Source organism: Chitinilyticum aquatile DSM 21506, from assembly GCF_000430805.1.
GTDB lineage: Bacteria > Pseudomonadota > Gammaproteobacteria > Burkholderiales > Chitinibacteraceae > Chitinilyticum > Chitinilyticum aquatile.
Genome location: NZ_AUMS01000001.1, coordinates 60,704 through 82,779 on the forward strand (window position 1 = coordinate 60,704; position 22,076 = coordinate 82,779).

At 61.7% G+C, this 22,076-nt stretch carries 22 protein-coding genes; 5 read left to right on the top strand and 17 right to left on the bottom strand.

From position 1 onward, the window contains the following. Positions 1–30: 30 nt before the first annotated feature. Positions 31–735 (bottom strand): aquaporin Z, encoded by a 705-nt coding sequence (aqpZ, locus tag H559_RS0100310; protein ID WP_034639210.1) that lies wholly within the window; start codon positions 733–735, stop codon positions 31–33. Positions 736–1,116: 381 nt separating this feature from the next. Between aqpZ and H559_RS0100315 the strand changes: the two genes are divergently transcribed. Further along, a complete protein-coding gene (locus H559_RS0100315; protein ID WP_028451025.1) occupies positions 1,117–2,418 on the top strand; it encodes a ferredoxin reductase family protein in 1,302 nt (433 codons plus the stop codon). Positions 2,419–2,642: 224 nt separating this feature from the next. Beyond that, complete coding sequence (locus H559_RS0100320; protein WP_028451026.1) at positions 2,643–2,960, top strand: hypothetical protein; 318 nt, start codon at positions 2,643–2,645, stop codon at positions 2,958–2,960. A 64-nt stretch (positions 2,961–3,024) separates the two neighbouring features. On the opposite strand, the gene H559_RS0100325 is transcribed toward H559_RS0100320, so the two are convergent. After that, positions 3,025–3,798, bottom strand: a complete 774-nt coding sequence (locus H559_RS0100325) for a substrate-binding periplasmic protein (protein WP_028451027.1) — start codon at positions 3,796–3,798, stop codon at positions 3,025–3,027. A gap of 193 nt (positions 3,799–3,991) precedes the next feature. Here H559_RS0100325 and H559_RS0100330 point away from each other — a divergent pair, with 193 nt between their 5' ends. Further along, entirely contained in the window at positions 3,992–5,152 is a 1,161-nt protein-coding gene (locus tag H559_RS0100330; RefSeq protein ID WP_245579310.1) for an HD-GYP domain-containing protein, read from the top strand. A 22-nt stretch (positions 5,153–5,174) separates the two neighbouring features. Here the strand turns inward: H559_RS0100330 and H559_RS0100335 are convergent, their stop codons facing one another. The 3 genes from H559_RS0100335 to H559_RS18195 form a co-directional block, all read right to left on the bottom strand. Next, positions 5,175–6,041 (bottom strand): HDOD domain-containing protein, encoded by an 867-nt coding sequence (locus tag H559_RS0100335; RefSeq protein ID WP_034639214.1) that lies wholly within the window; start codon positions 6,039–6,041, stop codon positions 5,175–5,177. A gap of 232 nt (positions 6,042–6,273) precedes the next feature. Then, positions 6,274–7,092 (bottom strand): pseudouridine synthase, encoded by an 819-nt coding sequence (locus H559_RS0100345; RefSeq protein ID WP_028451031.1) that lies wholly within the window; start codon positions 7,090–7,092, stop codon positions 6,274–6,276. Further along, the gene (locus tag H559_RS18195) at positions 7,089–8,222 is read right to left on the bottom strand and encodes a cation diffusion facilitator family transporter (RefSeq protein WP_081412795.1); all 1,134 of its coding nucleotides are present in this window, start codon (positions 8,220–8,222) and stop codon (positions 7,089–7,091) included. Before H559_RS18195 ends, H559_RS0100345 begins: the two co-directional genes overlap by 4 nt. 140 nt (positions 8,223–8,362) lie before the next feature. On the opposite strand from H559_RS18195, the gene H559_RS0100355 reads away from it, so the two are divergent. Then, positions 8,363–9,697: a hemolysin family protein gene (locus H559_RS0100355; protein ID WP_028451032.1), complete on the top strand. Its 1,335-nt coding sequence runs from the start codon at positions 8,363–8,365 to the stop codon at positions 9,695–9,697. 95 nt (positions 9,698–9,792) lie between these two features. On the opposite strand, the gene H559_RS18200 is transcribed toward H559_RS0100355, so the two are convergent. From H559_RS18200 to H559_RS0100375, 4 genes are all read right to left on the bottom strand, one after another. Next, on the bottom strand, positions 9,793–10,557 hold the full coding sequence (locus tag H559_RS18200; protein WP_051278774.1) for a substrate-binding periplasmic protein: 765 nt from the start codon (positions 10,555–10,557) through the stop codon (positions 9,793–9,795). Positions 10,558–10,842: 285 nt separating this feature from the next. Further along, positions 10,843–12,045 carry an aspartate aminotransferase family protein gene (locus H559_RS0100365; protein WP_028451033.1) on the bottom strand — a complete coding sequence of 401 codons (1,203 nt, stop codon included), beginning with the start codon at positions 12,043–12,045 and terminating at the stop codon, positions 10,843–10,845. An 85-nt stretch (positions 12,046–12,130) separates the two neighbouring features. Beyond that, entirely contained in the window at positions 12,131–13,189 is a 1,059-nt protein-coding gene (gene rlmM / locus H559_RS0100370; RefSeq protein WP_028451034.1) for a 23S rRNA (cytidine(2498)-2'-O)-methyltransferase RlmM, read from the bottom strand. Positions 13,190–13,257: 68 nt separating this feature from the next. After that, complete coding sequence (locus tag H559_RS0100375; protein WP_028451035.1) at positions 13,258–14,790, bottom strand: sensor histidine kinase; 1,533 nt, start codon at positions 14,788–14,790, stop codon at positions 13,258–13,260. Between H559_RS0100375 and H559_RS23275 the strand changes: the two genes are divergently transcribed. Further along, positions 14,789–14,923 carry a hypothetical protein gene (locus H559_RS23275; protein ID WP_281171336.1) on the top strand — a complete coding sequence of 45 codons (135 nt, stop codon included), beginning with the start codon at positions 14,789–14,791 and terminating at the stop codon, positions 14,921–14,923. The two genes, H559_RS0100375 and H559_RS23275, sit on opposite strands and share 2 nt — an antisense overlap. Here the strand turns inward: H559_RS23275 and H559_RS0100380 are convergent. The 8 genes from H559_RS0100380 to H559_RS18215 form a co-directional block, all read right to left on the bottom strand. Then, positions 14,913–15,575 carry an energy-coupling factor ABC transporter permease gene (locus tag H559_RS0100380; protein WP_028451036.1) on the bottom strand — a complete coding sequence of 221 codons (663 nt, stop codon included), beginning with the start codon at positions 15,573–15,575 and terminating at the stop codon, positions 14,913–14,915. The genes H559_RS23275 and H559_RS0100380 overlap by 11 nt on opposite strands. Positions 15,576–15,581: 6 nt before the next feature. Continuing rightward, on the bottom strand, positions 15,582–16,220 hold the full coding sequence (locus H559_RS18205) for an alpha/beta hydrolase (protein ID WP_034639216.1): 639 nt from the start codon (positions 16,218–16,220) through the stop codon (positions 15,582–15,584). A 2-nt stretch (positions 16,221–16,222) separates the two neighbouring features. Next, positions 16,223–16,531: a (2Fe-2S) ferredoxin domain-containing protein gene (locus H559_RS0100390; RefSeq protein ID WP_028451037.1), complete on the bottom strand. Its 309-nt coding sequence runs from the start codon at positions 16,529–16,531 to the stop codon at positions 16,223–16,225. 179 nt (positions 16,532–16,710) lie between these two features. Beyond that, complete coding sequence (locus tag H559_RS18210) at positions 16,711–17,823, bottom strand: hypothetical protein (RefSeq protein ID WP_051278775.1); 1,113 nt, start codon at positions 17,821–17,823, stop codon at positions 16,711–16,713. A 281-nt stretch (positions 17,824–18,104) separates the two neighbouring features. After that, positions 18,105–18,926: a 2,3,4,5-tetrahydropyridine-2,6-dicarboxylate N-succinyltransferase gene (gene dapD / locus H559_RS0100400; protein ID WP_028451038.1), complete on the bottom strand. Its 822-nt coding sequence runs from the start codon at positions 18,924–18,926 to the stop codon at positions 18,105–18,107. A 109-nt stretch (positions 18,927–19,035) separates the two neighbouring features. Next, complete coding sequence (gene dapC, locus H559_RS0100405) at positions 19,036–20,226, bottom strand: succinyldiaminopimelate transaminase (protein WP_028451039.1); 1,191 nt, start codon at positions 20,224–20,226, stop codon at positions 19,036–19,038. A 69-nt stretch (positions 20,227–20,295) separates the two neighbouring features. Beyond that, entirely contained in the window at positions 20,296–20,823 is a 528-nt protein-coding gene (gene msrA / locus H559_RS0100410) for a peptide-methionine (S)-S-oxide reductase MsrA (RefSeq protein ID WP_028451040.1), read from the bottom strand. Position 20,824: 1 nt separating this feature from the next. Beyond that, a complete protein-coding gene (locus tag H559_RS18215; protein WP_051278776.1) occupies positions 20,825–22,057 on the bottom strand; it encodes an MFS transporter in 1,233 nt (410 codons plus the stop codon). Positions 22,058–22,076 lie beyond the last annotated feature (19 nt).

The window sequence follows — 22,076 nt, forward strand, 5'->3', positions numbered from 1 at the left end:
CCTCGGGTTCATGCCTTGCCTGTTCTGGGATCAGTCGGCGGCCTTGTCGGCCAGCAGGCATTTGTACGCCAGACCGGCAAGGGCCGCACCGGCAATCGGCGCCAGCCAGAAGGCCCAGACCTGTGACAGCGCGGCGGTATCGGCAAACAGGGCGGCGGCCAGACTGCGGGCCGGGTTGACCGAGGTGTTGCTCACCGGAATCGAGATCAGGTGTATCAGCGTCAGGCCCAGACCGATGGCGATCGGCGCAAAGCCGGCCGGCGCGCGCTTGTCGGTAGCCCCGAGGATGATGATCAGGAAGAAGAAGGTGAGCACGACTTCGCAAAGCAGCACGGCACCGAGCGAATACTGGCCGGGCGAGAGCGCATCATAGCCGTTGCTGGCAAAGCCGCCGGCCACGAAGCCGGCCTTGCCGGAGGCGATCAGGTAGAGCGTCAGCGCGCCGGCAATGCCGCCGAGCACCTGTGCGCCGATATAGGGCAGCAGATCCTTGCCCTGAAAGCGCCCGGCAACGACGAGACCGAGCGATACCGCCGGGTTGAAGTGCCCGCCGGAAATAGGACCGACGGCATAGGCCATGGTCAGCACCGTCAGGCCGAAAGCCAGCGCCACGCCGGCAAAGCCGATGCCGAGCTCCGGATAGGCGGCGGCGAGCACGGCGCTGCCGCAGCCGCCGAGTACCAGCCAGAACGTGCCGAAAAACTCGGCGGCCAGACGTTTGCTCAAACTGTTCATTGTGTTGTCTCCCTCGGAAATGGTGTGAGGCGGATACCGGCTGCAGCAGCAGTGCAGTGGAACTGCGCTGTGCCAGCGCGGGGTATCGTGATGCCAATGCATGTATTGGATCATTCCACCGGCATGCTGCGCCGTGACTTAATGCGATGCTCGGGCCGTGAATCTGTCACTTGCCCGGATCTGCCGGCCTGTGCGTCGTTGCAGTCAACGCCATTGCCCGTGCTGCGTTGTTATTGCGGGGCAGGCAAGGCTGGCCGGTGTTGGCAGGAGCGGTATGTGAATAGTTACAGCCGTTTATCCGGCCCTGTTTACGCAGGCTTAAGGCCAGCTTAATGCTGAAGCGTTACAATTTGCTTACAAAATCGGCGTTGGAGAACCAATATGAAAGTCATCCGTTGGGTAGTGCTGACATGCCTCGCTGCCTGGGGCTGGTCGGTGTGGATGAGTCCGCCGGCAGACATGAATGCATGGTGGTGGCGCAAGGAGCTGATCAATCTGAGCGGCGTGCTGTCCTTTGTGCTGATGGGGCTGATCATGGTGCTGGCCGTGCGGCCAGCGTGGCTGGAAAAGCCGTTTGGCGGGCTCGACAAGATGTACCGCGTGCACAAATGGGCCGGGATTCTGGCCATCAGTTTTGCCTTGCTGCACTACGGCCTGGATCTGGCCAAGGATGTGATGCGCCTTTTCTTCGAGCGCCCGGTGCGCGGCCCGCGTCCGGAATTCTGGCTGGATTTCCTGCGCGGCCCGGTGAAAGACATGGGCGAGTGGTCGGTCTGGCTGCTGGGCGCAATGCTGCTGATCACGCTGTGGCAGCGCTTTCCGTATCACATCTGGCGCTATGTGCATAAAGTGCTGGCGGTGGTGTTTGTCGTGCTGGCGCTGCATGCCATCGTACTGGCGCCGCCGGCCTGGTGGATGCAGCCCATGGGTGTGCTGGTCGGTATTGCTGCCGTGGCCGGTTCGGTCTGTGCCGTGCTCGCACTGAGCGGGCGCATCGGCCGCAGCCGCACGCATCGTGCCGTGATTGTCAGTGTGGAACCGCAGGGTGACAGCATGCTAGAAGTGGTCTGCCGGGTCAGTGGCGACTGGCAGCACCAGCCGGGGCAGTTTGCCTTCCTGCGCGCTGCCGGCCATGAAGGCCAGCATCCGTTCACGATTGCCAGTGCACAGAATGCCGGCAATACGCTGCGCTTTTGCATCAAGAAGCTGGGTGATTACACCGCGCGGCTGCCGGCCCTGCTGAAGGCGGGTGACGAAGTGAGCATCGAAGGCCCGTATGGCTGTTTCGAGCTGCAGCGCGACATCCGGCAGGAGCAGGTCTGGATTGCCGGCGGCATCGGCATCACGCCGTTCCTGGCCTGGCTGGAGGCGCTGCAGTCTGCCCCCGGGCCTGTGCCGGTCGCCACGCTGCATTATTGCGTGCGCAGTGCTGCCGATGCGGTACATGCCGAGCGCCTGCAGGCGCTGTGTGCCACGCTGCCGACGATCACACTTGTCATTCATTGCAGCGATGAGGAAGGCCGGCCAAGCGCAGCAGCGCTGCGCCTGCTCGACAAGGTCGCCAGCCAGCCGCAGGTATGGTTCTGCGGGCCGCAGGGGCTGGGTGACAGTCTGGAGGCTGATCTGGCCCGGGCCGGGCTGGCCCGTGGCGCATTCCATCGGGAAGCATTCCAGATGCGCTGAGTGGCCGTGGAATTGCTGTTGTAAGGGTATGGGTCTGTAGCCATTTGAAAATAATGGCTACGGGTTAATACATGGAGATGTATTGGAGTGGGCCAGCGCCGCGCGTCGGTCCCGGCCTTGTTCTGGCGCAAGGCCGGCGGGCGGGTGGCTGTCATCCCGTGCCGCTTCGCCTATAATCCCGCCTTTTTCGCGCGCGGGCCGCCGCGCAGCACGAGAAACGCACCATGAATCATCGCCAGCAAAAACTGAAACGCCTCGCTCTCACCGTCAAGGCCCGTGGCCTGCAGGCTGCCGCTCCGACCGCGGCTTCTGCCGCCATGCATCCGGCCTCCGCTGCGCCTGCAGCCAGGCCGGTCGCCAAGCCGTCTGCCGCAAGCACTGCTGCACGCGTGACCACCAGCAAGGATTACGCGGAGGCCGAAGGCATTACCGTATCCACTGCGCGCAGCCGCCTCGAAAAGCTGGTGGCGCAAGGCCAGGCCAGCCGCGCAGAGGTCGTTCGCAACGGCAGCCGCTGCATCGAGTACACCCTGCAGGGCTGAAAACGCGTCGTGCCAATGAAAAAACCGCCGGAAACGGCGGTTTTTTTTTGCCTACGGGCGGGGTTTATTGCTGGGCGCTTTGCAGCTTGTAGCGGGCAAAAATCGCGGCCAGCGTGCCGTCGGCGCGCATCGCGCGCAGAGTGCGGTCAAATTCGGGCAGGCGTTCGGCAAAGGGTGAATTCTTGCGGATGCACAGGCGGTAATCGAGCTGGTCGAATACCTGCGGCAGCTCGACGAGTTCATCGTCGAGGGCCAGCTGCTGCACGAAGGGCCGGGCCTGCGCGGCGATTTCCGGGGCAATGTCGACCAGTTGCCTGCCGGCTGCCCGATACATCGTTTCGGCGGCCGGGAAATACGTGACCTGGTAATCCTTGAGGCTGTTTCTGCTCCAGCCGGCGCCGATATAGCTGCCAAAGCGGTATTTGCGGAACTGCGCCAGTGTGCTTGCGGCCTGCATCTGCTTCAGCTCGGGATGCTGCTTGCTGACGTAGAAGCGGATTTCACTGTGATACACGATCTCGCTGCTCGCGTCGGTATAGGCCTGCCGCTCCGGGTTATGCACGGTGACAAAGGCATCGGCTTCGCCTGTCTGCACCATGCGCTGCGCGCGCGCCCACGGGAAGCCAGCGTGCTCCAGCGGAATTTTCATGCGCTTGCCCAGCGCTTCGTTCATCACGTCGATCAATGCGCCATGTACCTTGCCGGTTTCGCCGGAAGAGAGCGGGGCATAGTCCTGGAAATACACCAGCCGCAAGGGCTCGCTCGCCTGGGCGATGACGGCCTGCACGAGCATGGCGAACGCGGCGGCAAGCCGGAGCAGTGGCAGGGCTGGGAGCATGGCGGTGACCCGTGTCGTGAGGCCTTGACGATAATCAGGCTTGCAGGGCACGTCAAGGTATCGATGCCGGCATGTCGTCCACCTGCCGGGAATCGAGCGCTGGCGCGCAGTTTGGCTTGTCAGTCTTGCTGCGATGAACCATTACTTAAGAACCGGACGTGCCGGCAGGCACGCGCTTCCTGGTGCGATGATGATGATTGATTCCAGCAAAACCCGTCTGCCTTCGGGCTTTATCCGTCTGGGTGAAGCCTTGCCGGTGGATGTTTATCACAAGAGCGGCATCCTGCTGCTCAAAAAGGGCCACTATGTGCTCAGCCCGGAGCAGCGGGCCTTGCTGGCCAGCGCCGGAGAGAGCGAGCGCAGCGAAGTGGATGCCCTGCTGGAGCAGGAACGCGAGCGCCGTGAACTGGCCGAGCGGCAGAACCTGCGCAACCGGATAGCGGAAGCCCGGCAGCCCAACCCGCTGACCGAGTATGAATTCCTGCTGCGCCGCAGCGAAGGATTATTGCTGCACGGTCTGGCGCTGCCCGATCTTCTGGCCGGCCTGCAGGCAGTAGCAGCGGGTGTACAGGAGCTGGCGCAGCGACAGCCCGATGGCCTGATTGCGGCCATGCTGCTGGTGCCGGGTCGCGAGCAGGTGACTGCGCATGCGCTGCGTGTGGCCGTGCTGCTGGCGCTGGCAGGAAAACGCATGCAGCTCGCCGCATCGGAGCTGGAAGCACTGTGCGGTGCCGGTCTGACCATGAACATTGCCATCACGCCTTTGCTGGTCAGGCTGGGTGGACAGCTTGACACCCTGACCGAGCCTGAACGTGAAGCCATTCTGGCACATCCCATTGTGTCATCGGCGATTCTGCGCGAGGCCGGTTTATCCGATGAATTGTGGCATCTGCTGGTCCAGACGCATCATGAAGTGGCGGATGGCAGTGGCTATCCGCAAGGCTTGCAGGGCGATGATGTACCTGCGCTGGCCCGGCTGATCGCGCTTGCCGATGTGCTCGACGAGCAGATCAGCGTGCTGCGCGTGCTGCCGGCCCAGGCGCTGGCCGCCTTGTTTCGCAAGCCGGATGCGCGTTTTGATCCGGCGCAGGTGAGCCTGCTGGTGAAGGAGCTTGGAATCTACCCGCCCGGCAGTTTCGTGCGGCTGGCCAGTGGCGAGATCGCCGTGGTGACCTTCCGCACCGAGCGGGCCAATGCACCGAGGGTGGCGGCACTGCGCAAGGAAAATGGCCCGCCCTACGCCGAGCCGCTGCTGCGGGAAACACGGCAATCGGCGTGGCGGATCATCGATGCGGTGCCCGCCGGGCTGGCACTGGTCAAGCCGGGTTTCCTGCTGCGGCTGTGGCAGCGCTAGGGGGCTCTACCGTGCTTGTGTCTTACCAGATGCTCAGCATGTCCGCGCAGGCCGCATCCATTTCGTCCTTGAGCGCGAGGTATTTCGGCAGCGTCAGCTCGGCGGGTTCCACCTCAACAGGCAGGTCGAGCAGACGGATTTCCTCCAGTCCGCCAGCGAACAGATTGGCGACGTAGATCACGTCGCTGAGTGTGCGCGGATTCTCGACCGTGGGACGGGGCTGATCGTTCTCCCTGACACCTTCGATAATTTCCTCAGGCAGCCCCAGATTGTCGAGCAGAATGGTGCCGATGCTTTCATGCCATTGCGCGACCAGATAGGCAACGGTTTTCGGACGCTCGACCAGCTCCGGATAGTGGCGGGCGCGATCCAGCAGGTAGAAGGCACCCAGATCATGCACGAGGCCGGCCAGCATTGCGATTTCAGGGTTGACTCGGGTGAGCTGTCTGGCAATCACGCGGGCAATCATTGCCGTGCGCAGGCTGTGCTGCCAGATGGCCTTGGAAATGTCTTCAAAAGCGACCATGTCGCGCGAGCGCATGAGCTGTTCCATCGCGCAGGCCAGGGCCACCGAACGGGCATTTTCCATGCCGAGGCGGGTGACCGCACTGGCGAGATCGACCACTTTCACGCCGGACGGGTTGAAGGCCATGCTGTTGGCCAGCCGCAGCAGCTTGGCGGTGATCAGCGGATCTTTCTGGATTTCATGCGTGACGCGCTGGATCGAGGCCGTGCTGCTTTTCATTACCGCGCTGATCTGGATGGTGGCATCGAAGCAGACCGGGAAAATGACGTCGCCTTCGAGCTCCTTGGCGATATCCTGCAGCATGGCCAGACGCTGGTCGTGCAGTTCGCTGATGGATTTGTCCGGGGTGTTGAGGGCGCTCATGGAGGGGCTTGCTGGAAGGCTGGAAACGGCTATAAGGATAGCGCACGATGCCATGCAGCCCAAAGCAAAACCATGCACTGCGGGTGATAAACTGACTTTTTTGGAAAGAATTTGCCGGTGCAGTGCTCAGGTCACGCAGTCAGCCTTAGGTCTTTCAGGAGTTTTCAGTGGGTATGTTGCTGTAGCCATTTATATGCAAAGGCTATGGGATTATGGGATGGTTGGTATGTGATCAGCGCTGCAGCCGCTGCCGAATCTGTGCCAGCTCCTCGGCGGTCAGTGCGCGGAACTGGCCCTTGCCCAGTTCACCCAGCTGCAATGGGCCGATGGCGACGCGTACCAGCCGCAGGGTGGCAATGCCGTGTGCTTCCAGCAGGCGACGAATGTGGCGGTTTTTTCCCTCGTCGAGCGTGATGGCAAGCCAGCTGTTTTTCTCGCCGCTGCGCAGGATTTCGGCGCCTTTTGCCTGCAGGCGGCCGTCCGGGCTGGCAACGCCGGTTTTCAGTGCGGTCAGCAGTGCTGCATCGGCCACGCGATCAATCTGTACATGGTAAAGCTTGTCGAGATGGCTGGCCGGATCGGTCAGTGCCGCCGCCCAGCGCGTGTCGTTGCTGAGCAGCAGCAAGCCTTCGCTGGCCTTGTCGAGGCGGCCTACCGGGCCGAGCCAGGGCAGGGACGGGTCGTCCAGCAGATCATAGACGGTGCTGCGGCCCTGTTCGTCGCTCGCCGAAGTGACGATGCCGCGCGGCTTGTTGAGCATCAGGTAGACGTGCTGGACGGCCAGTACGGGCTGGCCGTCGACCGCCAGCGTGTCCTGCTGCAGGTGGACGCGGCGGTTCAGCCGGGTTTCGGTTTTGCCGTTGACGCTGACCCGCCCGTTGCTGACCAACGTTTCAGCCTGGCTGCGCGAGCAGTAGCCGAGCCGGGACAGCGCCCGGGCAATGCTGGCGAGTTCGCCGCTTGCCGCAGGTGTTTCGCTAGGACGCGACGCGACCGGGCGGCGGCGGGATACTGACGATTTACTGGCGGGGCGGCGCGGGTGTGAACTCATGCGGTGGCAAGCGGCTGGTAGATGCGGAGTTGCGCCAGGGCGGGGAAACGTTCCCGCAGCGGCGTGAAGTCCGGCAGTGTATCCGATGCGCCGGGCGGCAGCAGGATTTCCAGCTCGACCGCGCCATTCACATAATGCAGGTGCAGGTGACAGCCGGGCAGAAGACTGCCCACGGCCTGCTCCAGCTCGCCGCGGCCGGGTAGCGGGGCCAGGTGCGATTCCTGGTCTTCCTTCGGATCGACGTGCACGGTAACCGCCAGTGCGGCATGCGCAGCCTTCACGCGGTCATGGCAGCGTGCGGCAATCAGGTGGCCCTCGGTAACGCTGATGCGCGGGCTGACTTCGATATGGGCATCGAGAATGGCCAGGTCGCCCATCTTGCGTGTGCGCAGGTCGTGCACGCCGAGCACGCCCGGTGTGGCGGCAAGCGTTGCGGTGATCGCGGCGATGTCCTCGGCGGGCAGGGCGCGGTCCATCAGGTCGTGCAGTGCATCCCAGGAAAAGGTCCAGCCCATCCTGCCGACCATCAGGCCGACGACCAGTGCGGCCAGCGGGTCGAGCAGGGGATAGCCCAGCAGGTTGCCGATGATGCCGACGGCAACGACAAGCGAGGAGGCCGCATCCGAGCGCGCGTGCCAGGCATTGGCGATCAGCATGCTGGAATTCACGCGTTTGGCCACCGCCAGCATGTAGCGGAACAGGCCTTCCTTGCCCACCAGTGCGGCAATGGCGACCCACAGTGCCACACTGTGCACTTGCGGGATGCTCTCCGGGTGCAGCAGCTTGCCCGCCGCCGACCACAGCATGCCGCCTCCGACTACCAGCAGCAGCACGCCAAGCACGAGCGAAGCCGCATTTTCAAAGCGGGCATGGCCGTACTGGTGGTCGTCGTCGGCATCCTTGCTGCTGTGATGATTGACGAAGAGGACGACAAAATCGGCCAGCAGATCGGAAAGCGAATGAATGCCGTCAGCGACCAGTGCCTGCGATCTGGCCATGATACCGACCACGATCTGGATTGCCGTGAGAACGATATTGACGACGACGCTGACCAGCGTACTGGTGCGGGCGGCGCGCTGCCGTTCCTGCGGGTCGATGAAGATTTCGGTGTTGCTGGTTCCGGCGTGCATGCGGTTTTTCCTGGCCAAATCGGGTCTGTCGGGCAGCATAGCAGTCCTGCATTAAACCAGACTGAACTGAATCAAGTTTGCGCATCGGCTACAATGAGCAGCTTGATGCATCCTCACCAAGTTTGTCCTTGCCGGAGTCCATGACTAATTTTCTGCTAATCGTCGCCGCCCTGTTTCTGGTCGGCCTGAACGGTTTCTTCGTTGCGGCCGAGTTCGGCCTTGTCAAACTGCGCCAGACCCGCGTGCGCAGCATCGCCAGGCTGCACGGCTTTCGCGGCCGCATCCTGCAGCATGTGCATGGCCAGCTCGATGCCTATCTTTCAGCCTGCCAGCTGGGCATCACGCTGGCTTCGCTGGGGCTGGGCTGGATTGGCGAGCCGGCCTTCGCCGAGCTGTTGCATCCGCTGCTGGCGGCGATCGGCATTTCGGACGCGAAGCTGGTCCATACGATTTCCTTCATTTTTGCCTTCAGCGTCATTTCCTTCCTGCACATTGTGGTCGGCGAGCTGGCGCCCAAGTCCCTCGCCATCCGCAAACCCGAGGCGACCGGCCTGTGGACGGCGACGCCACTGTGGCTGTTCTACTGGCTGATGTATCCGGGCATCTGGTTGCTGAACCGCAGTGCCAATGCGGTATTGCGGCTCGCCGGGCTCGATACCGAAGGCGGGCATGACAGCCATTATTCGCCGGAAGAACTGAAACTGATCCTGCGCGGCAGCCGCAACAAGGGGCAGGCCGACGGCAACGACTGGAACATGCTTGCGCAGGCCATCGACTTCACGCGCCTGAAAGTCTCTGACCTGATGCGCCCGTTTCACGAGGCCGTGGTTTTGCACGTCGAGGACAGCCTGGACACCCAGTTTGCCACCATCGCCCAGAACCGCTACAGCCGCTATCCGCTGCTGGATGAGGAGGGCAAGGTACAGGGTGTAGTGCATCTGAAGGATGTGTTCATGCGCCACCTTCAGGCACAGCAGGAGCAGGGTGAGCTGGATCTGTCCGATCTGGCGCGCCCGGTGGAAATGGTGACGCCGCAGACACCGGCCATCGAGCTGTTCCGGCGCTTCCGTGCCGGCTCACCGCATTTTGCCGTGGTGTGCTACGACGATGAAATGCCGCTGGGCTTTGTGACGCTGGATAATTTGCTGGGCGCGGTGGTGGGTGAAATCCGTGATGAGTTCCGCCAGGCGCGACAGGACTGGCTGGAGCAGGACGACGGCACGCTGATCGGCAAGGGCAGCCTGCCGCTCTTTACGCTCAGCCGCGCGCTGGGCACCGATATCGATCACCCCGAGGCCGAAACCATCGGCGGGTTGATCCAGTGGAAGCTCGGCAGCCTGCCCGAAGAGGGCCAGCGCATCGAATTCGACCGTTTCGATGTGGTGGTCAAGAAAATGCGCGGCCCGCGCATCCTGCTGGTGCGCGTAATGCCGCGCCTGCTCGACGAACCGGAACATGCCAGCCACGCGCACTGACGCAGCGCCACTGCTACGTGCGGGACGCTGCTATACATGTATGACTATTACTCTGTAGCCCTTTATGGCAAGCTGATTCGGGCTTATACCCTGTTTCAGATTTTGCCTGCGGGCGATTTTTCGGAGTGTTTCGGGCGTGACGAGGCCGCTTTGGCCGGTGCGTCAGCCTGGCGGCAAGTGGTGACTTCTGTGTTGAAGCGTGTCAGAAAGTCCGGGCTGGCCCCGGCCAGAAACTGCAGGCTGAAATACACCCCCATCGGCTTGTCCTGCTGGAGTACCGAGCGCACGCGCTGCTCTGCCCCTGCCTTCGCAATCGCCTCCTGCATGGCCAGATCGCTGGCCAGTACCGCCTGCACGCGCCCCGCCAGCAGCACGCGCAGCAGCTGGTCGTGCGTGTAGGGAACGGCGTAAATCGAGTAACCGGTCTGTTTCAGCCAGGATTGCATGTTGGAACCGAGATAGGCTCCGACGGTGGACTGGCTGCGAAAATCCGCGCTGGTCGGGTCGACAGTGCTGTCCGCGGGCAGATACCAGCGCCACTGCTGAGGGGCAACCGTTTCGCTCAGGATGGCAAAGCGGTCGCGTTCGGCATTCTGTGAAGCAGGGAAAAAGCCATCGGCCTGACCGTTTTTCACCATGTTCTGTGCCCGCAGCCAGGGCAGAAACTGGATGCTGTAGGGGTACTGCATGCGCTTGAGTGCGCAGACCACCGTCTCCAGTGCCAGCCCGCTTTGCCGCCCCTTGGCGTCTTCCATATTGTAGGGAGGCTGCTGCTGCGTGGTGAGCCGCAGCGGCTGGGCCTGCACGGCGGAGGAAACGGCGAGCAGTACGGCAAGAAGAGGGAAGAAGCGGTAACGCACGGATATGCTTTGTGCTTGAAAATCGGTGGTTAAACTTATAAGTGCTTTCCCGTACGCTGTCTATCCCGCGACAGGGCAGGCCTGCATGCAGGACAGCGCCGCCAGCGGCGCAGGTATCCGACTTGTTCCTGCATGGGTAGCTAAATCATTGATTCTGCGCAATCAGCAGCAGCGCCGGCCATTGGCCAGCGTTGCGTGATTATCGGAGCCCAGAAATTGGCCTGTCTGTTTGTTCCAACACCTGCTTGCCACAGCGGCAAGCCCCATTTTACTTGGGGGTAGCCCTCAGCCGACAAAGCGCTGCAGCGCGCGACCAAGACGCACAAGGCCTTCGGCAATATCGGCATCCTCGACTACCAGTGACGGTGCAAAACGCACGACATTCGGGCCAGCCATCAGAATCATCAGGCCTTCTTCCGCTGCCAGATTCAGAATATCCTTGGCGCGGCCGGCATAGGCCTCGCTCAATACCGCGCCGATCAGCAGGCCCATGCCGCGTACTTCGCTGAAGACCGGTGTCGCGGCATTGAGCTTCTGCAAGCCGTTGACGTACAGCTGGTGCTTGGCTTTTACACCGGCAAGCACCGCCGGGTCGTTTACCACATCAAAGACCGCGCCGGCCACCGCGCAGGCCAGCGGATTGCCGCCGTAAGTGGTGCCGTGTGTGCCGGCAACCAGGTGTCTGGCGATGTCGGACGTGGTCAGCATGGCGCCGATCGGGAAGCCTCCGCCCAGGCTCTTGGCGCTGGAGAGAATATCCGGCACCACACCGTATTCCTGATAGGCAAACAGGCTGCCGGAGCGGCCCATGCCGGTCTGCACTTCGTCGAAGATCAGAAAGGCATTGTGCTTGTCGCACAGCTCGCGCACGCCCTGCAGGAATTCGGCGCTCGCCGGCAATACGCCGCCTTCGCCCTGGATGGGCTCGACGATCACGCAGGCGGTATCGTCGTCAATCAGCGCCTTCAGGCTGTCCAGGTTGTTGTATTCGAAATAGGCGATGCCTTGCGGCTTCGGACCGAAGCCATCGGAATACTTCGGCTGGCCGCCGACGGTGACGGTAAAGAAGGTTCGGCCGTGAAAGCTGTTGAGCGTCGAGAGCACCTTGTGCTTCTGCTCGCCAAAGCGCTCGATGGCGGCACGGCGGGCGAGTTTCAATGCCGCTTCATTGGCCTCCGCGCCGGAATTGCAGAAAAACACCTTGTCGGCAAACGTGGCGTTGACGAGCTTTTCGGCGAGAGCCAGTGCCGGCTCGTTGGTGAATACGTTGGAAACATGCCAGAGGCGACCAGCCTGTTCCGTCAGCGCCTTGACCAGCGCCGGATGGCAGTGGCCAAGTGCGTTGACGGCGATGCCGCCCGAGAAATCGATGTACTCGCGGCCGTCCTGATCCCACACGCGGCTGCCTGCCCCGCGAACCGGCACGAAGGCGGCGGGTGCGTAGTTGGGAACCATGTACTGATCGAATGCGGAGCGGGTGAGTGCCATCGGGGTGTCCTTGCAAAATGGGTGTGAACGGGCTGCTGCCAGCCCGTCTGCGATGATAAACCACTTCAATGCGGCTTGGAGCGGGTTAGTCCTTGCCGACGCGGATGTAGCAGGTGATTTCTTCGCGGTCGTGATACAGGTGCCGTGCGCGGATGCGGTAGCGCAAGCCTGCATCGTCTAGCGCGTCGCGGATCAGTGTCAGGCAGCGTTCGACCTCGGCATGGCGTTTCTTCATCGGCAGCTTGAGGTTGAAAACGGTTTGCCGTGCCATGCCACTGGCCAGCCATTGAGCAATCAGGCTGGCAATGCGCACCGGCTGCTCGACCATGTCGCACACCAGCCAGTCCACAGCGTGTTTCGGTTTCCAGCGAAAGCCGTCTTCTTTCAGGTGTTTGACCTGCGGGTGGCCGTCCATGCTGCCCTTCATCGGGCCATTGTCAATCGCAAAGACCTTGAGGCCGTGATGCACGAGCTGGTAGGTCCAGCCGCCTGGAGCCGCACCGAGATCGACGCCAGTCATGCCGGATTTCAGCCGCCGTTCCGGTTCGTCGATCAGCATGATGAAGGCTTCCAGCAGTTTCAGTGTGGAGCGGCTGGGTGCTTCGCTGGGAAAACGCAGGCGTGGAATGCCGCAAAGCCAGTCGTTGTCGCGAGCGCGGCGGATGCCGATGAAAACGTCGTTCTGGCTGGCAAAGAAGAGATGCAGGCGCAGTTTCGGTCCACCCGTATATTCCTTCAGCCAGCCTTCCTTGCCTGCCGCTTTTTCGACATAGGGCTGGAATTTCTTGGCGAAGCCGGAAAGGGCTTTGCCGTCATTGGTGTCGGGATATTCAATCCAGACTTCGTGGAATTCGGGCGAAAAGGCCCGCAGAAAACCGATGATCGGCGTCAGCCGGTCGCGCTCGGGCAGGCTGACCCTGCCCAGAACCGGTACGCTTTGGCGCACGAAAATGAAGGAGGATGAAAACGAAGGTTCATCTTCATCGCCTCGCGCGACAGCGCTCACAAAGGCCCAGCCGGCGCCGGTGTCCTGCTGTCCGCGTTTCCCGTAGCGGGCTTGCAGGTCAGCAAGGCATTCTGGTTCGAATCCGGGACGGCAATAGGCCAGAAAGCCTGCTGGCTGGAGGGGTTTTGCGGAGGTCATGAAAGGCGCCGGTCATGCAAAAGCGGCAAGGATACCCGAAGCCGCCGGCGGCGGCATCCCGCGTGAGGTCAGAATGAGGCTGGCGCTTCCCGTGGGCCGACTTTCGGAATGCACACGACAAAGCTGGTGCCAATGCCGGGCTGGGAGTTCACGAAAATGGTACCGCCCAGAGTCTGGGTGACCAGGTTGTAGACGATGTTGAGCCCGAGCCCGCTGCCGCCGCTGCCGCGTTTCGTGGTGAAGAAGGGGTCGAATATGCGCGAAAGGTGTTCCGGTGCAATGCCCTTGCCATCGTCATTGAAGGAAATGGTGACCATATTGCCTTCTTCTTCGGCAGCAATGCGGATGTGACCGACCTGGCCGGGGTCGAAGGCATGCGCCATGGCATTGGTCAGGAAATTGGTGACGATCTGCGAAAGTGCGCCAGGATAGCTGTCCATGCGGATGCCTTCCGGGCACTGGCTGGCGACATCGACGAGCGAGTGTTTCAGTGTCGGGCGCAGGCTGGTGATGATTTCATTCAGATAGGTGCTCAGGTCGAATTCGCGGCGTGCTTCCGAAGTCTGGTCGACGGCAACACGCTTGAAGCTCTGGATCAGCTGGGCGGCGCGCTCGGCATTGGCCAGAATCAGGTTGGCCGATTGTTCGGCGACCGCGCCGTACTGGATGACTTCGGATTTCTTCAGCGCATTGTTTTCGAGCGATTTGCGGAAATGCTGCGTTTCATCGACCAGTACCGATGCCGAGGTTACGATGACACCGACGGGGGTGTTGATTTCATGCGCAACGCCTGCCACCAGATTACCCAGCGAGGCCATTTTTTCGGATTGGACCAGTGATGACTGTGCTTCCTTGAGTTGGCGATAGGCATTCTCCGCGCCTTCCTTGGCCTGGCGCATTTCGGCCTCGGCATGGCTCTTTTCCGCAATGTCTGCCATCAGGCGCTGGGCAATGCGGTTGAAGCCGGTAATGACGTCGGCAAATTCGGCGTAGCGGATATCCTGCACATTCTGGATGTTGTCTTTCTGCTCGGCAGCCTGGTTGAGCTTGTCTCGCAGCTGGTTGAGCGGGCGCATGATGGCAATGCTGACCGTGTGGCTGAGCGCCAGCAGCAGGACAATATCCAGCACGATGATTTCCAGCACCCGTTCAATGATCTGCTGGTGCAGTGCGGCATTGACCGGCTCGTCAGTCAGCGTGATGACAACCTTGCCGATCGGCTGCGGATTGCCGGCATAGAATACGGGGAATTCGATGGGTTTGCTGCTGGCCTCGGGCGGCTTGCCCTGCAGTGGAATGATGTGGCCACCGCTCTTGATTCGCCCGGCCAGCGGCAGGTTGTTGTTGTAGACGATGATCGAATCGACGTAAGGCAGCGTCATTTCGGCATCGAGTACTTTGGCGAGCTGTTCGTCGTCAAAGTTCCAGATCAGGTTGGGGAGCACGGTCTTCAGGCGGTTTTCGAGCGCGCTGGTGTACTGCATCATGGTATTGCGCAGGTCGCGCTCGGCACGCCAGTAGCTGAATCCGCCGGACACGGCCAGTACTGCCGTGACGACACAGACAAGCAGGATGTTGAGGTGCTGGCGAATACTGTTCATGGCTCTCCCCGATGCACTTTGCAATGTAGGCAGTTTGCCGCCGGTCGGCAAGTTCAACTGTCATCCGGAAACAGCAATGGTTGATTTTCAGGCCATTTTGCGTGCGATTGCCTTACACGGGCTTATTTCCTGAGCAGATAGAAGCCGTCATCGAAACTGGCAACCCATTGCGGACGCCAGATTACCAGCACCGTGAGGTTGAATCCGGTGGTGAAGGCTTCGGGGAAGCCGAGCAGGAAGTAATAAGGGAACTGTTCGGTGAACATCTGGCCGCTACTGCTTGCCGAAAACATGCCCAGCAGCAGGCATGCGGCGGCACCGCTGAGCCACATGCACAACGCACCCGTGGCAAAGCAGTTCAGGAAAATGTAGACGAAGAAATTGGCAGGCAGGTAGCGCCGCGCCAGTTGCAGGACTGTAGTTGTCACTGTCACCGGCAGCAGGGCGCAGATAAACCACGAAAGGCCGTTAGCCAGCCATTCGCCGTGTCCCTGATAGGTGTCGGCCGCGATGATGACGGCCATGCCGAGCAGGGCCCGTTCCCGTCCGGCAATCAGCGTCAGCGCGGTGGCACCGAGCAGATGGAAGGTGATGCCGGCCTCGACGCTCGCCTGCAGCTGCCACAGCAGCAGAATAAGGGTTGTGCCGCCGAACCAGCTGGTCAGCTCGGCCTGTTCCAGCTGCAGCCACCGGATGCGTGCGGCCGCGTGCAGCAGCAGGAGCACGGCCAGCCCGTTTGCCAGCCAGAGCAGCCATTCCGGAAAAGGCGAGGCCAGCAGGTTCATCGCCGCTCAGGGATGCCAGAAGCGGTTGACGAGATCAGCGAGCAGCGGCAGCTTGCCATGGAAAAAATGGCCGACGCCGGGAGCAACGACCACTGGCAGATCCTGCGGGCGGGCCCAGTCAAGAACCGATTCGAGTGCAATCACTTCGTCCGCTTCACCATGAATGACGAGCGTATTGGCAGGTACTGTCGGGAAGTCGTAACGACTGACAGCGGGGCCGACGAGAATCATGCTTTCCACTTCGTGATCAGCCAGACGCTGGCGCAGCCGGCTTTGCACCAGCGTGCCGAAGGAAAAACCGGCCAGTGTCAGCCGTGACAGCTGCGGATGTTCGCTGCGAGCATGAGCGAGAACCGAAGCCATGTCGTCCGGTTCGAATTCGCCGCGGCTGTGTGTTCCTTCGGATTTGCCGACCCCGCGCAGGTTCGGGCAGTAAGCTACATAGCCCATGCGTGAGAGCGTTTTGGCCAGCGTATGCACGATCTTGTTGTTGAAGGTGCCGCCCTCGGTCGGGTTCGGGTGCGCCACAAGCGCAATGCCGACCGTTTCATCCAGTGCGGAAGCCAGTCGCTGGCATTCCAGCCTGCCAGCCGGGCCGGCAATTTCCAGTAGTTCGAAAGATGGCGCCTTGCGTACCGTCGTCATGCTCACACCTTCAGCCGCTCGACAACCTTGCCGTTGACCAGGTGGCTGTCGATGATTTCGTCGATGTCATCCTTGTCCACATAGGTGTACCAGGTTTCTTCCGGATAAATCACGAGCACCGGGCCATCATCGCAACGGTCCAGGCAGCCGGCCTTGTTGACCCGCACTTTGCCCGCGCCATTGAGGCCAAGCGCCTTGACCCGGTCCTTGGCATACGCCTGCATGTCGCTGGCGCCGCAATTGTTGCAACAGGATTCGCCTTCTGCGCGCTGGTTCTGGCAGAAGAAAACATGGTATTTGAAGTAGCTCATTGCAGGCTCCGGCGGCTTGGCAGGCAGTGTAAACAGCCTGTGGTCTGTTTTTCCCGGCGCAGCCGGGAAGAAAGTATGGAAAGCAAGGTAATTGGCCGCTGATTTTGCCAGTAAACAGCACGCCCTGGGTCCTGCCCGGCGCGTGCTGCTGGCCGAAAATCCGGCCCGCCCGATTCCTCTTATTGCAGTACTTGCGGGCTGGTATGCGCGGTCACGAAGAAGGGCAGGCCGTCGACATCCTTGTCTGGCTGTACGCCGTCGATCAGGCGGATATCGCTGACCTGGCATTCCCGGAACAGCTCGACGGCGTATTGCTGGATGGCTTCGACACGGTCGCCCGGTGCCAGTGGCCACACATAGCCTTCCCAGCGTTCGCTGTCTTCCTGGGCCGTGAAGGTGATGCGGATTTCCGCCGGTTCGTGGCTGGCGATGCAGATCACCGGCGTACGCCCCTTGCTGCGGATGCTGCGCAGCGCATTGCTGGCGGCAACCTGCAGGCGCGTTTCGAGCTGGGTCTGGCGAGCACCGTCCTGGGCGGCAAGAATGCCCTGCGGTACGCGCGGGATGGGGAAAAGAGTCAGGCCATCCTGTGCGAGCGCATCACCGACCAGCTTCGCCAGTGCATTGGCCCAGTTGCCTACCTGGCCACCAAGCTTGACTGCCGCAGGCTGGCCGGCTTCCTGGCGGGCTACGCCGACCAGATATCTCAGGAACACCCCCTCGTTCTTGAAGGTCAGCGGTGTGCCGGCAAGTGACAGGGGCTGGCTGGCGTCGTGCAGGTCGCGCCACTGGCGCAGGGTGGCGGGATTGATTGCGGCAAGCGTGTCCGGGTGTACCAGTGCACCGGACAGACTGATTGTCGCCGCGCGGTCGACAATGCCATGCTCCTGCAGCAGTGCCAGGACTGCCGCGCTGTCGACCTCGCCGGGCAGGGTGATTTCGTTCTTGCTGCCGGCGACCAGAATCAGCGGAATGGCAAAGGGCACCGTTTTGCTGCCGGCGCTCACCGGGCCTTCGACGGCGTCGGACACGATCTGCCACAGCGCCAGCCAGGCATCCTGCGACGGGGCCTGCGTGAGCGCAGCATTGAGTGCAGGGTGGTCATGGTTCTGCAGCAGCTCGTCAATCAGCATGGCCAGCCCTGCACGTTTTTCCGTGGCGGCTGTTGCATCTTTTTCGGTCAGGTAGCTCATCAGCGCCCGGATGACCGGATTCTGCGGGTTGACTCGGGGGTACTGGCGGGGATCGGGCAGGTACATGGAATCGGGTCTGTCATGGGCGGAAGCGCGCATTATAACCTTCCGCTCCAAGCCTGTGGCTGCTGGCGGCAATGTCTTGATCCGTTTGACAAAAGCGGGCTTGTAAGGTAAATTGCTTACTATTGGGATGCTGAATTGGTGTCTTGATAGTTTCTCCTTTGTAGATGTAATTGGTAAACCCGGCTCGTTCGCGACCCGGGTTTTTTTTCGTCCTGCGCCAATGCAAAAGCCCGGCAGAGCCGGGCTTGGGGTATTGCTTTGCAGCCCTTTATATCAGAGGGCTACGGCCATGATACATGGCAGGCTATTTTCGATCAGATACCGCGCAGCAGTTCGTTGATGCCAACCTTGCTGCGGGTTTTGGCATCAACCTTCTTCACGATCACGGCGCAGTAGAGGCTGTAGCTGCCATCCGCGGACGGCAGGTTGCCGGAGACCACGACCGAGCCAGCCGGAATGCGGCCGTAGCTCACTTCGCCGGTTTCGCGGTCGTAGATGCGGGTGGACTGGCCGATGTACACGCCCATCGAGATCACCGAGCCTTCCTCGACGATCACCCCTTCGACGACTTCGGAGCGGGCGCCGATGAAGCAGTTGTCTTCGATGATGGTCGGGCCGGCCTGCAGCGGTTCGAGTACGCCGCCGATGCCCACGCCACCGGAGAGGTGCACGTTCTTGCCGATCTGCGCGCAGGAGCCAACAGTGGCCCAGGTGTCGACCATGGTGCCTTCGTCAACATAGGCGCCGATGTTGACGTAGGACGGCATCAGTACGGCATTCTTGGCAATGAAGGAACCGCGGCGGGCGATGGCGTTCGGCACGACACGGAAGCCGCCAGCGCGGAAATCAGCCTCGGTGTAATCGGCGAATTTGCTCGGTACCTTGTCGAAATACTGGGTGCAACCACCGGCCATCACGACATTGTCGTTGATGCGGAAGGACAGCAGTACCGCCTTTTTCAGCCACTGATGAGTGTGCCAGTTGCCGTCGATTTTTTCGGCGACGCGATACTGGCCGCGATCCAGGCCGATGATGACTTCATTGATGGCGTCGCGCAGTTCCGGCGACACATTGCCCGGGTTGATGTCGGCGCGGTTTTCAAACGCGGTTTCGATGACTTGTTGCAGGTTGCTCATGGGTAATGGTCCTGATGGTCGGTTTGATTAATGGGGTATTAATAGGGTATTGCCATGCAGCCAATTGAATGAAAGGGCTCCGGCCTGATGGGTGATCGGGTATTGAGTATCAGCTCCGCAACAGCGCGACGATGCGCTCGGCACCTTCGATGCACTCTGCCAGTGGCGCAACCAGCGCAATGCGGATGTAGCCGGCGCCCGGGTTCACACCATGGGCTTCACGCGCGAGGTAAGACCCGGGCAGAACAGTAATGTGCGCTTCGGTAAACAGGCGTTTGGCAAAGGCCAGATCGTCGCCGCCCGGCACTTTCGCCCACAGGTAGAAGGCGGCATCGGGCAGCGATACATCGAGCACGCTGGCCAGCTTGGTGGTTACGGCCTGGAATTTGGCGGTGTACTGTTTGCGATTATCCAGCACGTGCGCTTCATCGCGCCACGCCGCGGCGCTGGCGGCCTGTACGGTTGGGCTCATCGCGCAGCCATGGTAGGTGCGATAGAGCAGGAATTGCTCGAGGATTTTCGCGTCCCCGGCGACGAAACCGGAGCGCAGGCCCGGCACGTTGGAACGCTTCGACAGCGAGGAGAACATGACCAGACGCTCGCTGCTGCGACCCAGCTTGGCAGCCGCTTCCAGCCCGCCCAGCGGTTTGTCGTTGCCGAAATAGATTTCGGAATAGCACTCGTCGCTTGCGATCACGAAGCCATAGCGATCAGATAGGGCAAACAATCGTTCCCAGTCAGCCAGCTTGGCGACGGCGCCGGTCGGGTTGCCCGGGCTGCAGACGTAAACCAGTTGCGTGCGTGCCCAGACGTCTTCGGGGACGCTGTCCCAGTCCGGCTGGAAGGCGGTTTCGGCGGTGCAGTTCACATACCAGGGCTCGGCGCCAGCCAGGAGTGCCGCACCTTCGTAGATCTGGTAGAAGGGGTTAGGCGAGAGTACCACGGGCTTGTAGGCCACGTCGGTGTTGATCACGGCCTGCGCAAAGGCAAACAGTGCCTCGCGGCTGCCGTTCACCGGCAGGACCTCAGAAGCCGGGTTCGGCGCCGTAATGCCGTAGCGCTGGGCGATCCAGTCGCTGATGCTGCTGCGCAGATCGTCCGAGCCTTGGGTAGCCGGATAGGCGGACAGCCCGGCAAAATTGGCGACCAGCGCATCCTTGATGAATTCGGGTGTCGGGTGCTTGGGTTCACCGATCGACAGATTGATGTGGCCAAGGCCTGCAGGGGCGGTGAGGCCCACAAACAGCTGACGCAGTTTCTGGAACGGGTAGGGGTGCAGTTCGGACAGGCGCGGCGACATCGGCGGTCAGTTGATAAGGGAAAACCGCGATTATAGCCGTGGCCGCGCTGGCGCCGCCACGCCTGATTTTCAGATGCGGGCCTGTTCCGGGAAATGTTCGTAGAGCTTGCGCAGCTTGGGGGCGATGATGGCCACGCAATAGGGCTGCGCCGGGTGCTGGTTGAAATAGTCCTGATGCCCGGTCTCGGCTGGCCAGAAGGTGCTGGCGGGCAGCAATTCGGTGACGATGGGGCGGGCAAAGTGCGCCTGCCAGCGCGCCAGCGCTGCGCGCACGTCGGCTTCCTGCTCCGGTGAGTGCCAGTAGATGCCGGAGCGGTACTGGCTGCCGACGTCATTGCCCTGCCGGTTGAGCGTGGTCGGATCGTGGATGGTGAAAAACACGTCGAGCAGTTCCGAAAGGCTGATCTGCTGCGGGTCATAGTCGATGCGGACGACTTCGGCGTGGCCGGATACGCCGGTGCAAACCTGCTCGTAGCTCGGGTGAGCCCTATGCCCGCCCATGTATCCGGATACAGCCCTTTCTACACCTTGGATGCGTTGATATACGGCCTCGATGCACCAGAAGCAGCCGCCGGCAAGCGTAATGGTTTGTGTCATCTCAGTTCTCCATGGTCGTGGCTGCGACGGCAGGTGCGCTGTGCAGGAAGTAGCGCAACAGGGCCACGGTGGCCGGTGCGCACAGCAGCGTGAGCATTGCAAAGCCGCCAATGCCGGCCAGTGCATAGCCGAGCTTGGCGATTTCGATCCCCAGTGTATAGCCCAGCATCGACAGCATGCCCAGTGCGGCGGCGACGGTTCCCTTGCTGGCGGGGCTGGCAAACAGCACCAGGCGATAGAGGCCGGCCGAGGAAATGCCGCAGCCGAGCGCGTAAAGGGCAAAGCTGCCGACCAGCAATGCGGTGCTGCCTGGCAGTAGCCAGCTTGCCAGCGCCACCCCGCATAAACCGCTGCACAGCGGCGCCATGCCCAGCCACAGCAGTCGCGTGAGGGGCATGCGGCTGACCAGCGTGGCCAGCACGATGTTGCCCATAATCAGCCCTGCAAAGACCGGAATCTGCCAGAGACCGAAATCCAGCGCCGAGAAGAGCCGGTCCTGCATGAGAATGACCGGCGACTGTCCCAGCCAGGCGAGCAGCGGCAGGCCGGCCGTGGTGAGGGCCAGTGCTCCGGCCAGAAAATGCCGGTTGCGGTAGACGCCGCTGTAATCCTGCCAGAGCGCGGCCAGATTGAGCGGTGTCTTCAGGCGCGGCGAGGTTTCCGGCATGGCAAGATAAAGCCCGGCAAGACCGAGGCTGGCGACCGCTGCGATGGATACGAACACCCAGCGCCAGTCGCAATACTCGATGATGACCGCACCGGCCAGCGGCCCGATCAGTGGCGAAATGAGCGCGACATTGGCCATCAGGGCGGTCACTCGGATGGCGGTGACCTCCGTGAACGCTTCCTGGATGGCGGCGTAACCGACGGCCATCAGATAGCACAGGCCAAAGCCCTGGATGAAGCGCAGCAGCAGGAAGCTGGCAATCGAGTTGCTCAGCAGGATCAGCAGGCAGCTGGCAATGAAGATGGCGGCACCCGCAAGCATGACGGGGCGGCGACCAATGCGGTCCGAAAGGGGGCCCAGGAGCCATTGCAGGGCAACGCCACCGGCCAGATAGGCCGACATGCCGGTCGGAACCAGGCTGCTTGCCGCACCGAATTCATGCACCACAGCCGGCATGCCCGGCAGGATCATGTCGTTGCCGATGTAGGTGGCAAATTCGTATAAAACGAGCGCAAGTGGAAAAAGGAGCGCTTTGAAACTGAGTTGCTGGATCTGGGATACTGACATGGCGCACCGCTGGGCAAGG

Bases quoted from the DNA above. Each gene is read 5' to 3' on its own strand.
- aqpZ (WP_034639210.1), bottom strand. From the start codon at position 735: ATGAACAGTTTGAGCAAACGTCTGGCCGCCGAGTTTTTCGGCACGTTC.
- H559_RS0100315 (WP_028451025.1), top strand. From the start codon at position 1,117: ATGAAAGTCATCCGTTGGGTAGTGCTGACATGCCTCGCTGCCTGGGGC.
- H559_RS0100320 (WP_028451026.1), top strand. From the start codon at position 2,643: ATGAATCATCGCCAGCAAAAACTGAAACGCCTCGCTCTCACCGTCAAG.
- H559_RS0100325 (WP_028451027.1), bottom strand. From the start codon at position 3,798: ATGCTCCCAGCCCTGCCACTGCTCCGGCTTGCCGCCGCGTTCGCCATG.
- H559_RS0100330 (WP_245579310.1), top strand. From the start codon at position 3,992: ATGATTGATTCCAGCAAAACCCGTCTGCCTTCGGGCTTTATCCGTCTG.
- H559_RS0100335 (WP_034639214.1), bottom strand. From the start codon at position 6,041: ATGAGCGCCCTCAACACCCCGGACAAATCCATCAGCGAACTGCACGAC.
- H559_RS0100345 (WP_028451031.1), bottom strand. From the start codon at position 7,092: ATGAGTTCACACCCGCGCCGCCCCGCCAGTAAATCGTCAGTATCCCGC.
- H559_RS18195 (WP_081412795.1), bottom strand. From the start codon at position 8,222: ATGCACGCCGGAACCAGCAACACCGAAATCTTCATCGACCCGCAGGAA.
- H559_RS0100355 (WP_028451032.1), top strand. From the start codon at position 8,363: ATGACTAATTTTCTGCTAATCGTCGCCGCCCTGTTTCTGGTCGGCCTG.
- H559_RS0100365 (WP_028451033.1), bottom strand. From the start codon at position 12,045: ATGGCACTCACCCGCTCCGCATTCGATCAGTACATGGTTCCCAACTAC.
- rlmM (WP_028451034.1), bottom strand. From the start codon at position 13,189: ATGACCTCCGCAAAACCCCTCCAGCCAGCAGGCTTTCTGGCCTATTGC.
- H559_RS23275 (WP_281171336.1), top strand. From the start codon at position 14,789: ATGGCTCTCCCCGATGCACTTTGCAATGTAGGCAGTTTGCCGCCGGTC.
- H559_RS0100375 (WP_028451035.1), bottom strand. From the start codon at position 14,790: ATGAACAGTATTCGCCAGCACCTCAACATCCTGCTTGTCTGTGTCGTC.
- H559_RS0100380 (WP_028451036.1), bottom strand. From the start codon at position 15,575: ATGAACCTGCTGGCCTCGCCTTTTCCGGAATGGCTGCTCTGGCTGGCA.
- H559_RS18205 (WP_034639216.1), bottom strand. From the start codon at position 16,220: ATGACGACGGTACGCAAGGCGCCATCTTTCGAACTACTGGAAATTGCC.
- H559_RS0100390 (WP_028451037.1), bottom strand. From the start codon at position 16,531: ATGAGCTACTTCAAATACCATGTTTTCTTCTGCCAGAACCAGCGCGCA.
- H559_RS18210 (WP_051278775.1), bottom strand. From the start codon at position 17,823: ATGCGCGCTTCCGCCCATGACAGACCCGATTCCATGTACCTGCCCGAT.
- dapD (WP_028451038.1), bottom strand. From the start codon at position 18,926: ATGAGCAACCTGCAACAAGTCATCGAAACCGCGTTTGAAAACCGCGCC.
- dapC (WP_028451039.1), bottom strand. From the start codon at position 20,226: ATGTCGCCGCGCCTGTCCGAACTGCACCCCTACCCGTTCCAGAAACTG.
- msrA (WP_028451040.1), bottom strand. From the start codon at position 20,823: ATGACACAAACCATTACGCTTGCCGGCGGCTGCTTCTGGTGCATCGAG.
- H559_RS18215 (WP_051278776.1), bottom strand. From the start codon at position 22,057: ATGTCAGTATCCCAGATCCAGCAACTCAGTTTCAAAGCGCTCCTTTTT.